A 14,389-nucleotide genomic window follows, 5' to 3' on the forward strand; every position below is an offset into this window, starting at 1 on the left:
CCCACCAGGGAGGCAGAGCATGGCCCTCACCACCCGTCGCAGAGCCCTCACCACCCTCGGCGCCGCCCTCGCGGGCACGGTCGCCCTGCCCGCCGCCGAAGCGCTCGCGGGCGAACGGGGGCACGGCCCGCGCCCGTTGTGGCGGGCCCACGCCCACAACGATTACGAGCACTCGCGTCCCCTCCTCGACGCCCTCGACCACCGCTTCGGCAGCCTCGAAGCCGACATCTACCTCGTCGGCGACCAACTCCTCGTCGCCCACGACCCCGAGGACCTCGACCCCACCCGCACCCTGGAGTCCCTCTACCTCGACCCGCTGGCCGCCCGCGTCAGGGCGAACCACGGCTCCGTCTACCGGGGGCACCGCAGGCCGCTCCAGCTCCTCGTCGACATCAAGACCGAGGGCGCGTCGACGTACCTCGAACTCGACAGGCATCTGAGGCGCTACAAGCACCTGTTCACGACGTACGCCCACGGACGAGTGTTCCCGGGCGCGGTCACCGCCGTGATCTCCGGCGACCGCGCGGCCCGTACGCCGATGGAGGCCCAGAGCGTCCGCCGGGCCTTCTACGACGGCCGCCTCGCCGACCTCGGCAGCTCCGCGCCCGCCTCCTTCGTCCCGCTGATCAGCGACAACTGGACGCTCAACTTCACCTGGCTCGGCGTGGGCGCCTTCCCGGACGCAGAGCGGCGCAAGCTGCGCGACATCGTCCGGGCGGCGCACTCCCGAGGGCAGAAGGTGCGCTTCTGGGCCACCCCGGACGTCGCCGGACCCGCCCGCGACGCCCTCTGGGCCGAACTGCTGGACGCCGACGTCGACTTCCTCAACACCGACGACCTCGCCGGCCTGGAGGCCTTCCTCGACGCCCGCCGCACGGCCTAGGCGGGCAGGACACCACACGTTCGGAGTACGGCTCAGCCGCCCGGACGAACCCTCCGCTACGCCACACTTACGGCCGAACGCCGTGAACCGGGCGAGGCGGCGTGGCGGAGGAGGTTGACGATGGCCATTTCCATCTCTGTGGTGCTGCTGCTGTTCATCCTGGCGGTGATCTTCGTACGCAACGGCGGGTTGAAGATCACCCATGCGCTGGTGTGCCTGCTGCTCGGCTTCTACCTGGCCAGCACGAGCATGGCGCCCACCATCAACAGCGGTCTGACGGCCACGGCGGACATCGTCAGCAGCCTCAGACCGTGAGGCTCAGCCGGTGGAGAAGACCCCGATGCCGTTGGGGACCGGGCGTTCCACGCCGTCGGACGGATGGTTCCGCACGGCGACCGCCGATGCCCCCGCCGCCCGGGCGACCAGCGTCGACGAACCGCCGCCGTCCAGGCTGAACGCGTCCACCGCACCCAGCTCCCGCATCACGGACGCCACTTCCGCGACGGTCAGGCCAGTGCGGTACTCGGGCGCGCCGTCCAGCGCGAGCAGCAGCAGCCGCCGGCCGCGGTCCGCGATGCCCACGGCCGTCCGTACGGCCGAGGCCCGGTCGTCCAGGCCGGGCAACGGCTGCCCGTCGTCGAGGACCGGATAGCCGCCCAGCGCGAAGCGGAACGGGACATGTGACTTCGCCGCCACCAGTCGGTGCCGTACCGTCACCCGCTCGCCCGTCGAGAACTTCCGCAACTGCTGCGCGCCCGCCTCGCGGCCCACGAGGACGGTCGTGCCCGCGGCGATCGGACCACTGCCCGGAGTGTCGGCGGCCGACACGACCCGGCCGTGACGGACCGTCACCTCGTAGGTGTCGGCGCTGCACGGGGCCGCCCGGTCGGTGTCCGTGCCGCAGGTGGCGCGGACCCGGGAGACCTCGCCCCACTTGGTGGTGAACGCCCCGACGGAGCCCACCGGCAGCGCGTACTGGTTGAGCCCGCGCAGCGGCAGCGAGCCCTCCCGAGTGCGGATCGAGCCGGCCAGGCTCAGGGCGTCCATCCGGGCCCGCCCGTCGATGCCCACGCCCACCACGTCCTCGGTGCTCGTGCCGGGCGGCAGCGCCGGCCCGAACCGCTGGCCGTTCGGCACTGCCGCCTTCAGTGCCCGGCCGCGCGCGATCGCCGGTCCCACGCTCGCGCCGGTCACCTGGACGCCCGGGTGCTGGGCCTCGCTGATGTTGAAGAAGTCGCCGTTCACGCCCGCGACGGCACCCTGGTCGGTGGCCTGCCGCGAGACGGTGGCCCGTGCCGCGACCGCGCCCGGGTGCAGCAGGTCGAGGCGTACCCGCGGATCGCGCAGGTCGACGGTGAGGACATGGGCGTGCGTCGTGCCCTTGGCCGCCGGGACGTCGAACTCGTCGTAGGCGACACCGGGCGCGATCGGGGTGCCCTGCGCGGCGCCGGCCGGTGCCGCCCCCGTCAGGGCCGCACCGGCCAGCGCACCGAGTGCCGTGAGCAGTGTGAGGGCCGCTCTGGCGGCACCGAACCGTTTCTGACGACGCGTCACGATTCCTCCCCCTGATGTCTCGTCAAATGTCCCAGGACTCAGGGGAAGTGCACCAGACGGCGATGACCTGCGGGGTTGCTAGGCGCCGACGACGCGAGAACGGGTGAGGAAACGCACCCCCTCGGGTGCCTCCAGCGAGAATCCGCTGCCCCGGCCCTCGACGACGTCCACGATCAGCCGGGTGTGGCTCCACGCCTCGTACTGACTGCGCGACATCCAGAACGTCACCGGCTCCGCCACCCCCTCGACCTGGAGTTCCGCCAGCAGCACGTCCGAGCCGCCGGTACGGAACTCGCCCTCCGGGTAGCACATCGGCGCGCTGCCGTCGCAGCAGCCGCCGGACTGGTGGAACATCAGCGGGCCGTGCGTCGCGTGCAGACGGCGCAGCAGGTCGGCGGCAGCGGGGGTGAGCTCGACACGCGGGGTCTCCTCATACATGGCAGCAAGGGCAGCACGGGCGACGTTGCGAGAGGGTTGCACTCGATCTTCTGACTACGCTGCTCGGGTGACCATCGAGCTGACGCTGTTGACGTCCGTCTCCCACCGGGGCAGGGAGATCACGGCGCCCCGTCTGCGCGGGCTGCTCGCGCTGCTCGCCGGGGAGCCGCGAGCCGACTGCGGCACGGGGCGGCTCGTGGAGGGGCTGTGGCCGGACGAGCAGCCCGAGAAGCCGCCGGTCGTGGGAGACGCCTCGGAGCGTGCGAGGAGCCGGCTTCCGCTCGGCTTCACGGCGGTTTCGACACCGCCGCCGAGGCGCTCCCACGGGTGGGTCAGGCGCCCGGACCGGCCGCGGGGCAGCTGCTGCCGTCCAGCGGAACCTTCAGGGCCATGAGGTAGTCGTCCACCGCTCCGCGGGTGCAGTCACTGCGCCCGTAGACGCTGTGCCCCGCGCCCTCGTACGTGAGCAGCACCGTCGTGTCGCGGGTCTGCCGGTGCACGTTGGTGGCCCACGCGTGGTTGTTCGCCGGGTCGTGGCGAGAGTGCAGCATGAGGATCTCGGGGGCTCCGGTGATGCGAAGGCGGTGCTGCGGGTTGTTCACCTCGTCCGGCCAGCCGACACATCCGGCCATCGCGGCGTGGACACGCGGTGAGCCACGCATGTGCGGTGCCGCGCGCAGCTCGGCCGCGGTCAGACGGGCGAACTCCTTGTGGTCCTTGGGCCGGATGCGCCAGTCCTGGCAGAACACCGCGGCGAAGGGCTCGGCCGTTGTCCGCTGCTCGGCGTCCTCGGCGGCAGACGCCCCCGACGTACTCGGCTCGGGTTCGGCGCGGGGACTTGGCCCCGTCTGCGCTTCGAGTGCGGCCACATGGTCGGCGAGCTCGTCGTAGTCCGGGCCGTAGAACTTGTACCGGAAGGCGAAGAAACTGATGTCGTTCCCGGAGAGCGTCTGGCCCGGGTTCGCCGGATCCTGGATCTCGCCCCGGTCGGCCCGGGCGAGCAGACGGTCCCAGACGGCGGTGACGTCCCGGCCGTGCAGTGCGCAGGACGGCGAGCGCTCGCACCACTTCACGAACTGGTGGAAGGAGTCCTCGGCGGCCGCCGCGGAGGAGACCATGAAGTCGCGGGTGCCCAGGCTGTGGTCGATGTTCGCGGTCAGGGCCATGGCACGGATCCGGTCGCCGTACAGCTCCGCGTACTGCTCGCCGATCAGGGTGCCGTAGGAGTGGCCGAAGTAGTTGAGCTTCTTCTCGCCCAGTGCCCTGCGCAGGGCCTCCATGTCCCGGACGACGCCCAGAGTGTCGGCGTGGTCGAAGATCGGGCCGCTGTGCCGTCGGCAGTCCTCGCGCAACTCCCGGTTGTAGGCCGCCAGTCGGTCGAACTCCGCCTGGTTGCGGGGGTACGGGGACGGCGCCCGGCCGAGCAGTTCCGTCGAGCACTTCACCGGTTGGCTGAGTCCGACACCTCGCGGATCGAAGCCGACGATGTCGAACTTGGCCTGGAGTTCCTTGCTGAACTGGGCGGGCGCGCGGGTCAGGGCGAAGCCCACGCCCGGGTCGCCCGGCCCGCCCGGATTGACCAGGAGCGCGCCGATCCGACGGTCCGGGTCGGTCGCCTTGCGCCGCGCCACCGCCATGTCGAACTTATCGCCCGCCGGGTTCGCCCAGTCGACCGGCAGCCTGAGGGTGCCGCACTCGGCCGTGGGATGTTCGGGGCACGGCGTCCAGTCGATCCGGCCGGCGGGCGTCGCCGAGGGGCCGGCGGATAAGCGGTCCGGCGTGCCGGCGTCCGCCACGCCCGGGCCGACCACCAGTGCGCCGACCGCCAGCACTCCGGCGGTGAGCGCCCCGGTGAGCGCCTTCGTCAACGGCTGCACAGAGTTCCTCCTGGTACTCCTGATACTTCTCGGACCACGGAACACAGGAGTGGCCACTCCTCGACGAGCTTCACAGCGGGCCGAGGGTGGCCACAACGGTTCAGGACCGGAATCAGGGACGGAACCAGGGAACGTCCGGAGCAGGCCTAAGGGTTACCCCTCACGGCCTCCGGGGTTGTCAGCGATCTTGACGACGCCCGTCGTCCTGGCGCCGGTGAGGTTGTCGTAGACGACGTCACCGGTGGACTTCTTCCAGATCTTGATGCGGAAGGTGTCCGGGCCGTCCGTCGCCGTGATCCGGAAGCCGTAGCCACCGCTGCCGTTGACGGTCCCGGAGCCCTGGTAGACCGCCCGGGAGCCGGTGATCACCAGCCAGTCGGAGCCGGTGGAGCGGAACTTCAGCTTGGCCGGGCCGAAATCGAAGGCGGCCTTGCCCGTGAGGACAGCGGCGCCCCAGCCGTACGCGACGGCGAAGGAGAAGGCCGCCTTGCCGGTGACAGCCGGACTGGCCGGGTACGCGCCGGCCGTGGAGGTGATCACACCGGCGCCCAGCGCGGGACCCGCGCCGCGGTCGTAGACGATCAGCTCGGGCAGCGCGGAGCTGTCCGAGGCGCCGTCGTCGTCGGTGACCTTGATCACCGGACGGTGGATGCCGGCCTTGGTGTAGACGTGCTCGGCGCGGCACACGCTGCCGGTGACCGTGCCGTCGGCCGGAGCCGCGCCGTCCTTCCAGTCGACCGTGCAGGTGTGGGAGTCCCGGGTGCCCGCGTCGCCGAAGTCGGCGGTGACCGTGGCGCGTTGGCGGACGGAGACGGCCGACTTCGGGCCGGTGGCCGAGGTGATCGCCGGTGCCGCGTTGGCGACGTCGACGGTGGCCGTGTCGCTGCCGCGGCCGCCGGTGAGGGTGACGTCGTACGTGCCGTTGTCGGCGCAGGTGATCGTGGTCCGGGCGGCCCCGGGGTCGGCGACCGTGCAGGGTGCGCCTGCCTCGACCGTCCACTTCGGGCCGCCCGCACCGGAGACGGTGCCGTTCAGCGGGATCGCGTCGCCTTCCTTCCCGCTGCCGTCAGGACCGGCGTGCACCACGGTCACCGGGTCGATGCCGGTGAGCGTGGGCACGACCTTCTTGATCATGCCCTCGGCGTCGAACTCCAGCTTGTCGACGGTCGTTTCACGATGGGTGCCGTCGCCGCCGGGGATGGCGAACCGGTGGTAGACGATGTACCAGTCGTCGGTGTTGGGGACGTGGACGACGGAGTGGTGGCCGGGGCCCTTGATGCCGAGGGAGAGGTCCTTCTCCAGGATCACGCCGTGCTTGGTCCAGGGGCCGGTGGGGGAGGGGCCGGTGGCGTAGGCGACGCGGTAGTTCTCGTCCCGGGTGTCGTTCTCCGACCACATGAAGTAGTAGGTGCCCTTGCGCTTGATGACGAAGGTGCCCTCGTTGTAGCCGCTCGGGGTGATGTCCTTGACCTTGGAGGTGTCGATGGAGGTCATGTCGGAGTTCAGGGGCGCCACGTACGCGTGCCCGTTGCCCCAGTAGAGGTACGACTGCCCGTCGTCGTCCGTGAAGACCGCCGGGTCGATCATCTGGCCGCTCAACTGGCCCGCCTTGAGCAGCGGCTTGCCCAGTGCGTCCTTGAACGGCCCCGTCGGCGAGTCGGACACCGCGACACCGATGTTGGCGTCGGCGCAGAAGTAGAAGTAGTACTTCCCGTCCTTCTCGGCGATCGTCGGCGCCCACGCCCTGCTGTCCGCCCAGGAGACGTCCGGGCCCAGGTCGAGGATGACGCCGTGGTCCTTCCAGTGGACCAGGTCCGTGGACGAGTACGCCTTGAACTGCGTACCGCTCCAGCCCTCGAAGCCGTCGGTCGTCGGGTAGATGTAGAAGGTGTCGCCGAAGCGGACGATGTTCGGGTCGGCGTTGAGGCCGGGCAGCACCGGGCTCTTCATGATCAGCGCCGAGACCGTCCAGGTGCGCTTCTTCCCGTCCGAGCCCGTCACCTCGTACGTCACCGGCTTGCTGAAGTCCTGCACGCTGCCGGAGGCCGGGCTGATCGCCGCGCCGTGGGCGAGGGTGAACTCCGGGGCGAGGGCCGTGAGATCGGTGCCCTCCTTCATCGGCAGCGTGATCGTGCCGCCGGCGTTGTCGACGAGCGCGTCGACCTTCAACGCCGGGTGCGTGGCCTTGGCGATGCCCGCCGTGTTGCCGCTGAGCTCCATGACCTCGGCGGCCGTCAGGGCCCGGTCGTAGATGCGGAAGTCGTCGACCTCGCCGCCGAAGGACGGGTCGGCCGAGTACAGGGACCGGCCGATGTAGCCGGAGTAGTCCTTGTTCGCGTCGTACAGCTCGGACGGCTTGATGGTCGTCGTCGTGCGCGCGGCCTCGATGCCGTCCACGTAGAGGACCATCGTGCCGGTCGTGCCGTCGAGGGTGACGGTGACGTGCTGCCACTCGCCTGGCGTGAGCTGCCGGCCGGCCGTCAGCTTCGACTCCGCCGACCAACTCGCCTTGGTGATCGCCGAGTAGAGGCTGGAGCCGCCGTTGGAGGGAGTCGCGAACAGGTACTTGTCGCTGTCGGGGCCGAGCCCGAACAGCCACTGGAAGCTGTCGCCGCCCTTCCACTTGGCGTACGTCGAGACGGTGACGCTGTCGGCGTTCCTCAGCACGCCGTTCGGGATCTTCACGTACGGCGAGTCGGAGGCACCGGACATCTTGAACGAGCCGCCCTCGACTCCCGTGCCGAAGTCGGGCGTACGGACATAGGTGCCGTGGTAGCCGTGTCCGCTCGCGTCACGGGCGATGTTGCCGTCCGTCTCGTCGAAGTCGTACCGCAGGAGCAGGTCGGCCGGGACGTCCGGGCCTTCCTCCGAGACGGTCACCTCGGCCCGGACCGGCAGCGCCGTGCCGTCGGGCAGGCTGCCGGTCACGGTGAAGACGCCGGCCTGCGCGTACTTGGACGCCGGGACGTCCTCCCAGGTCACGGAGACGGGGCGCTTGACGCCGTCGGCGTACTCGGCGATCACGGTGCCCGGGAGGACCGGTGCCGCACCGATCCGCGTCTTCACCGTCACGTCCTCGACGCCGGTCACCAACTGGTCGGGCTGGTAGGCGCGCAGCAGCCGGTCGTACTCGGCCTGCGTCACCGGCAGCACCGTGCCGTGGCGTGGTTTCGCCGGGAGGTCGTAGCCCGTGGACGGGGTCCAGGTCCCGGAGGCCAGGTCGGTCGTCTCGAAGGGGATGTAGCCCCGGCCGCCGAACTCGTCCAGGAACGCGTACCACTTGTCCTCGGTGTTCGACTTGAACACCAGCGGCCCCTCGGCGGCGTTCATCGCGCCCTTGCCGATGCCCTCGGCGACGGCGTCCCAGGACAGGTCCAGGAGGGAGTCGCTCTTCTCCTCGAAGATGAACTTGCTGTTGGGGGTGGAGGAGGTGTTGTTCCGCTCGTCCTTGGAGAGGCGGAAGTAGGTGCCGTCGTGCTGGATCACCGTGGAGTCGATGACGGAGTAGCCGCGGTCGATCCAGACCTTGGGCTCGCTGAAGGTGTAGAAGTCGCGGGTGGTCGCGTACATCATGCGGTTGTACGTGTCGCCGGAGTGCGCCTCGTTGTCGTACAGCTTCGACGCCCAGAACACCACGTACTCGCCGAGCTTGGCGTCGTAGAACGCCTCCGGCGCCCAGGTGTTGCCCGCGCTGTCCGGGGAGACCTTGACCAGGCGCTGGTTCGTCCAGTGGACGAGGTCGGTGGACTCCCAGACCATGATGGACTTGCTGCCGGTGCGCTGGGAGGCGTCCCAGTCGCCGTTGCCGTAGATCCTGAGGTCGGTGGCGATCTGGTAGAACTTGTCGCCCTCGGGGGAGCGGATGATGAACGGGTCGCGCAGGCCCTTCTCGCCCAGCGTGGAGGTCAGGACGGGCTTGCCGTCGTTCAACTCCCGCCATTTCAGCGGGTCGTCTCCCTTGCTGAGCGCGGCGTAGAGCTGCTCGCCGTCCGCCGTGCCCTCACCGGTGAAGTAGCTGAACATGTAGCCCTTGAGGGCCTCCTGCCTCGGCAGTTCCGGAACCTTCGCGGTGAAGGTGCGGGTCGCCTTCGCCTCGCCCTTGGTGACGGTGGCGGTCAGCTCGACCGTGGTGGCGCCGTCGCCGTGCGCGGGGCGGTGGACGACACCGTCGGCCGAGACGACGTCCGGCCGCGCGGAGGACCAGGTGACGGCGGTGCCGTAGGAACCGCTCGACGGGAGCGTGAGGTTGCCGCGTACGTCGTCGAGGTTGTGCACGGTGAGGGCCTGGGCGGCCTGTTCGGCGGCCGTCCGGTCGTCGAAGTCGGGGAGCACCGTGACCTCGAAGGTCCTGGTGTCGGTGACGGTGCCCTTCTTCAGGGTGGCCGTGAGTGTGGCGTGGCCGTCGGGCTGTCCGGCGGCCGGGCGGGTCACCTCGCCGGTGGCCGACACCACGGACGGCGCGTCGCTGGCCCAGCTGATCGAGGAGCCGCCCGCCGTGCCGGTCCTCGGCAGGTCGAGGTCGGCCGTGACGGCAGTGGTGTCCCCGAGGCTCAGCGCGGCCTTGTCGTCGGCGACGCCCTGGGTGGCGACGGGGAGGGCGAGCTGCTCGACCTCGGAGGAGGCGAGCGCGCGGTCGTAGACCCGGAAGTCACGGATGCGGCCCTTGAACAGCTTGTCGCCCGAGTAGACGGACTTGCCTATGTAGTTGGCGGTGGTGGTGCCGGAGCCGATCGAGCCCGGGGTGATGCCGACCGCCGTGTTGCGGCCGACCTCGACGCCGTCCTCGTACAGCACGCCCGTGGTGCCGGACTGGGTGTAGGTGAGGTGCTTCCAGACCGCGCGGGTGAGGTTGTGGGAGTCGGCCGGCTTGGTGGTCTGCTCGGTCGACCAGTTGCCGCTGGCGACGGACGTGCGCAGGGAGTTGCCGGTCGTGAAGAGGTAGCCGTTGCCGTTGCCGCCGCTGGAGTTTCCGAAGCCGTACAGGAAGTACGGCGTGCTCTGCGCGGCGTCGATCCGCACGTCCAGCGAGACGGTGATCGCGGCCATGCCCTTCATGACGTCGTTCGGCACCTTGAGGTAGGTGTCCGAACCGTTGAAGGCGAGCCCCTCGCCGGTGCCCGACCAGTCCGCGGTGCCGTTCACCGTGGCGTCCCGGCCGTGGCCGGAGGCGTCGGTCACCGTGCTGCCGGAGGCGGCGTCGAGCTTGTACCAGAGGGCGAGCCCGTCGGTGACCTCCGCCGCTTCGGTCGTGGCGGCGGCCTGTGCGGGGAGGGCGGGGGCGGCGAGCCCTAGCAGCAACGACACGGCGGTCAGCCCGGCGAGTCGGCCCGCCCGGCGTCTCACGCGGTCGCGGGCGCGTGCGATGTACGGCATGTGGTTTTCCCTGCTGAGGCATGGCGGGGCCGCGGCCAAGGGCACCCTGCCGTTTCGGCTGTGTGACGTCGTGTTGCGAGAGTGTCAGCCGGGGTGTGGCACAGCGTCAAGGGTTTTCGAACGATGTCCGATGGGTCGAACGAGCGGAGAGTCGTACGGCGTCGGCGCCGGTGTCGGTCGCGGCTGAGCGGGCGTCAGCGGTCGCGCCTTGAGCGGCGCGCCTCGGTCAGTACGGGGATCAGGGGCAGCAGGGAGAGCACGACGACGACGGCGACCAGCGGCAGCAGGAAGTCATCGGCGTCGGGGACGGTGGTGCCGAGGGCGTAACCGGCCATGACCAGGCTCGTCGACCAGAGCAGGCCGCCGACGATCTGCCACACGGTGAAGGTCCGGGTGGGCACGCCGAGGGCGCCGGCCGCCGGGTGCAGGACGGTCCGCACCATGGGGATGAAACGGCCGATCACCAGGGCCTTTCCATAGCCGTAGCGGGCCAGCAGCTTCTCCGCCCGGGCCGCCGCCTCCCGGACGCGGCGTCTGGAGGTGCGGGCCAGCAGGGCCCGCCCGCCGTGCCGTCCGAGCAGGAAGCCGACCTGGGCCCCGAGGAGGGCACCGACCGCGGCGCACAGCAGCACCTGCCACAGCATCAGCCGGGGCGCCTGGTCGGCGCTCGCCGCGCACAGCACGCCCGCCGGGAAGAGCAGGGTGTCGCCGGGCAGGAAGAATCCGACGACGAGCAGACCCGACTCCGCGAAGATCACCACGAGGACCCCGAGGGCGCCGAAGGTCGCCAGCACCGAGTCGCTGTCCATCGGGTTGACGGCGAACACCGGGCCCTCACCTCCCCACCGTCCTCGTCGGCCACCCTCCCCTCAAGCATCGCGTGCGCCGGGCGCGGCCGCCTGCCCCGGCGGAGCCCCCTGCCCGGGCTCGGGAGCGTCAGGCCCGTCCGTGCGCCTCCTGCGAGCGGCGGGACAACGCGTCGATGACCACGGCGGCGAACAGCACCCCGCCCGTGATCATGAACTGGACGGCGGCGGGGGTGTCCGTGATCGCCATGCCGGAGGCGATCGACTGGATGACGAGCATGCCGAGCACCGCCGACCAGGTGGAGCCGCGCCCGCCGAAGAGGCTGGTGCCGCCGATGACGGCCGCCGCGATGGCGTTCAGGAGCAGCACGCCCGACCCCGAGCTCTGGCTCACCGAGGTGATGCGCGAGGCGAGGAACAGCCCGCCCACGGCGGCCATCGTGCCGGACACCGCGAGCACCGCGGTCTGCACCCGCGTCACACGGAGGCTGGCGCGGCGGGCCGCCTCGATCCCGCCGCCGAGGGCGTAGACCTGCCGTCCGTAGTGCGTGCGGCGCAGGATGATGTCGAGTCCGGCGACCACCACCAGGAAGATCAGCAGGGCGAGCGGCAGACCCTGGAAGCGGTTGAGGAGATACGCGGTGACGAACGCGATCACCGCGAGCCCTCCGGTGCGCACCACGATGACCTGGAGCGAGCGGTGCGGCATGCCGGCGGCCGTGCGGCGCCGCCGGTCCTGGTAGGACACCAGGAAGACCAGGCCCACGGAGAGCGCCGCCAGGCCGTAGGCGACGGCGTCGTTGGTGAAGTAGTAGCCGGTCAGGTCGGCGACGATTCCGGTCTCGTCGAGGTTGATCGTGCCGCTGCTCCCCAGGATGTAGAGCATGAGGCCGTTCCAGGTCAGCAGCCCCGCGAGGGTGACCACGAACGCGGGCACCCGGGTTCTGGCGAAGCTATAGCCCTGCACGGTCCCCGCCGCCGTGCCGGCCAGCACCGCGACGACTAGGGCGAGCCACTCGGGCACGCCGTTGTTCACGTTCAGCACGGCGAAGACGGCCGCCGCGAGCCCGCTGACCGAACCGACCGACAGGTCGAGCTCGCCGAGCAGCAGCACGAAGACGATGCCGACCGCGATCAGGCCGGTGCCCACGATGTCCACGCTGATGTTGGACAGGTTGCGGGGCGAGAGGAAGTTCGCGTTGAGGGACTGGAAGGTGATCCAGACGACGGCGAGGACGAGGACGACGGGCAGGGAGCCCAGCTCGCCGGCCCGCAGCTTGCGCCGGGAGAAGGCGACCCCGCCCTCCAGGGCACGGGCGCAGCCCTCCATGGCACGAGCGACGGCCTGTCGGCGATCCCCCGGCCGGGCCTCGGGGTCGGATGCGGCGGCTTCGGCCTGCGGGTCGTCCGCCCGGTCGCGCGTCCCTTTCACCATCCCGCCTCCTGGTGGGCCGGCCGACGGGGCGTGTTCTCCGTCGCCCCGGTGATGGAGGAGATGATCTGTTCCTGGGAGGCGGTGTTCACGTCGAAGAAGCCGTTGTTGCGCCCGAGCCGCAGCACGGCGGCCCGGTCCGCGAGCGCCTTGACGTCGCCCATGTTGTGGCTGATGAGCAGCACGCCCAGGCCGCGGTCGCGCAGCTGGTCGACGAGGTCCATCACCTCGGTGGTCTGCTGGAGCCCCAGCGCCGCGGTCGGCTCGTCCAGGAGGAGCAGCCGGGGGTCGCCGAGGAGTGAACGGGCGATGGCGACCGTCTGCCGCTGACCGCTGGACAGCGACACCACCGGGGCGCGCAGCTCCGGGACGCCCCTAGTCAGCTGCCCCAGCAGCTGGAGGGTGCGGCGCTCCATCTCCATCTCGTCGAGGAACCCGAACCTGCGGATCTCCCGCCCGAGGAAGAGGTTGCCGACGACGTCGAGGTTCCCGCACAGCGCGAGGTCCTGGAAGACGGTGGCGATACCGAGATCGCGGGCGTCGTTCGGGCGCCTGATGTGGACCGTACGGCCCTCCCACTCGATGACGCCCTTGTCCGCAGGCGTGACGCCGGAGATCACCTTGATCAGCGTGGACTTGCCGGCCCCGTTGTCGCCGAGCAGGGCGACGACCTGGCCGGCGTGGATCTCCAGCTCGATGTCCACGAGGACCTCCACGGCGCCGTAACGCTTGCACACGCCGTGCAGGGCCAGCAGTGGGGGAGCGGACACGGAGACGATCTCCTTCCCATGGATCCGGGCGCCGGCTCGGCATCCGGACGGGGGACCGGATGTCAGGTGAGCCCGGCCGCGGCGCAGGCGGCCGCGAGTTCGGGGGTGCAGATCTGCCGGATCGTGTACACCCCGTCCTTGACCAGGGTGTCCTTGATGTTGCCGACGGTCACGGAGACCGGGGTGAGCATGACGGCCGGAACCCGTCGCCCACCGCGCGTCGTCGCCTCGTCCTTGCCGACCCGCTCGAGGTTCTCCCCGCGGGCCGCGGCCACGGCCATGGCGGCGCCGGCCGCCGCCTCGGGTTCGAAGGGCTTGTAGACGGTCATGTACTGCTCCCCGTCGACGATGCGCTGCACGGCACGGAGTTCGGCGTCCTGCCCGGTGACCGGCGGCACCGGGTCCACCTTGTTCGCCTTGAGCGCGGCGATGCTGCCGGCGGCGAGGCCGTCGTTGGCGGCGTAGACCCCCTGGATGTTGTCGACGCCGAGGGCGGAGATGGCGGCCGACATGTTCAGGTTGGCGGACTCGGTCCGCCACTGGAGGGTGTCGTACTCCTTGCCGATCCGCACCTTCCCCGTGAGCACGGACAGGGCTCCCTTCTTGAAGAGCACCGCGTTGGGGTCGATGGGGTCGCCGTTCATCATGACGATCTGGGCGCCCGGCACCTCGTCGCCCATGGCCTTCAGCAGCGCCGTGCCCTGGAGCCGGCCGACCTCCTCGCCGTCGAAGGAGACATGACCGGAGATCGGGCCCTCGGCGAGGCGGTCGTAGGCGATGACCGGGACGTCTGCCTCCACCGCCTTCCTGACCGAGGCGGCGAGCGACCTGCCGTCCACCGCCACGAGCAGGATCGCGTCGACGCCCTTGGTGATCATCGAGTTCATCTGCTCCTGCTGCATGGCCACATCGCCCTTGGCGTTGGCCTGCTCGATCGTGCAGTCACGGCACCGTTCCTTGATCTCCTTTTCGAGCAGGGGCTTGTCCCGGGTCTCCCAACGCGCCGTGGTGGCGTCCGGCAGCAGCACCCCGATCACCGGTGCGTCACCCTCCGCGGAGTCGCTCCCCCCGCCCGCCCCGCAGGCCCCGACGGCCGCGGCCGTGGAAACGGCGGTCAGAGCGAGCACCGCGCTCCGGATGCGGGCCTTCATGTGAGAGACCTCCCTTGTCCTTCGCCCGGCGTGGCGAGGAGGCGCTCATGGTGTCGAGGACGCGTGTGCGGGTACGGGGCCACCCCAGGCGCAAGGGCCGGGTTC

The 14,389-nt window shown here is 70.7% G+C and carries 11 protein-coding genes; 2 read left to right on the forward strand and 9 right to left on the reverse strand.

Going from position 1 to position 14,389, the window contains the following annotated elements; translation table 11 throughout:
- Window positions 1-19: 19 nt before the first annotated feature.
- Window positions 20-883, forward strand: coding sequence for a phosphatidylinositol-specific phospholipase C/glycerophosphodiester phosphodiesterase family protein (locus ACFZBP_RS18815; protein ID WP_391414380.1), 864 nt, complete (start codon window positions 20-22; stop codon window positions 881-883).
- A gap of 120 nt (window positions 884-1,003) precedes the next feature.
- Entirely contained in the window at window positions 1,004-1,198 is a 195-nt protein-coding gene (locus ACFZBP_RS18820) for a hypothetical protein (RefSeq protein ID WP_107912016.1), read from the forward strand.
- 3 nt (window positions 1,199-1,201) lie between these two features.
- On the opposite strand, the gene ACFZBP_RS18825 is transcribed toward ACFZBP_RS18820, so the two are convergent.
- The 9 genes from ACFZBP_RS18825 to ACFZBP_RS18865 all read right to left on the reverse strand — a co-directional run bounded on the left by ACFZBP_RS18825 (window position 1,202) and on the right by ACFZBP_RS18865 (window position 14,284).
- Entirely contained in the window at window positions 1,202-2,437 is a 1,236-nt protein-coding gene (locus tag ACFZBP_RS18825) for a phosphodiester glycosidase family protein (RefSeq protein ID WP_391414383.1), read from the reverse strand.
- Window positions 2,438-2,515: 78 nt separating this feature from the next.
- Window positions 2,516-2,875, reverse strand: coding sequence for a DUF779 domain-containing protein (locus ACFZBP_RS18830; protein WP_383453823.1), 360 nt, complete (start codon window positions 2,873-2,875; stop codon window positions 2,516-2,518).
- A gap of 54 nt (window positions 2,876-2,929) precedes the next feature.
- Entirely contained in the window at window positions 2,930-3,166 is a 237-nt protein-coding gene (locus tag ACFZBP_RS18835) for a hypothetical protein (RefSeq protein WP_391414385.1), read from the reverse strand.
- 41 nt (window positions 3,167-3,207) lie between these two features.
- Window positions 3,208-4,752, reverse strand: a complete 1,545-nt coding sequence (locus ACFZBP_RS18840) for an alpha/beta fold hydrolase (RefSeq protein ID WP_391414387.1) — start codon at window positions 4,750-4,752, stop codon at window positions 3,208-3,210.
- A gap of 153 nt (window positions 4,753-4,905) precedes the next feature.
- A complete protein-coding gene (locus ACFZBP_RS18845; protein ID WP_391414389.1) occupies window positions 4,906-10,125 on the reverse strand; it encodes a family 43 glycosylhydrolase in 5,220 nt (1,739 codons plus the stop codon).
- A gap of 194 nt (window positions 10,126-10,319) precedes the next feature.
- On the reverse strand, window positions 10,320-10,952 hold the full coding sequence (locus tag ACFZBP_RS18850; RefSeq protein ID WP_383453831.1) for a DedA family protein: 633 nt from the start codon (window positions 10,950-10,952) through the stop codon (window positions 10,320-10,322).
- A gap of 109 nt (window positions 10,953-11,061) precedes the next feature.
- Complete coding sequence (locus ACFZBP_RS18855; protein WP_391414392.1) at window positions 11,062-12,366, reverse strand: sugar ABC transporter permease; 1,305 nt, start codon at window positions 12,364-12,366, stop codon at window positions 11,062-11,064.
- Window positions 12,360-13,133 carry an ATP-binding cassette domain-containing protein gene (locus ACFZBP_RS18860; RefSeq protein ID WP_383453837.1) on the reverse strand — a complete coding sequence of 258 codons (774 nt, stop codon included), beginning with the start codon at window positions 13,131-13,133 and terminating at the stop codon, window positions 12,360-12,362. The genes ACFZBP_RS18855 and ACFZBP_RS18860 overlap by 7 nt, the downstream gene beginning before the upstream one ends.
- Before the next feature lie 62 nt (window positions 13,134-13,195).
- Window positions 13,196-14,284 carry a substrate-binding domain-containing protein gene (locus ACFZBP_RS18865; protein WP_391414394.1) on the reverse strand — a complete coding sequence of 363 codons (1,089 nt, stop codon included), beginning with the start codon at window positions 14,282-14,284 and terminating at the stop codon, window positions 13,196-13,198.
- Window positions 14,285-14,389 lie beyond the last annotated feature (105 nt).

Source organism: Streptomyces sp. NPDC008086 (assembly GCF_042957325.1).
Taxonomy (GTDB): domain Bacteria; phylum Actinomycetota; class Actinomycetes; order Streptomycetales; family Streptomycetaceae; genus Streptomyces.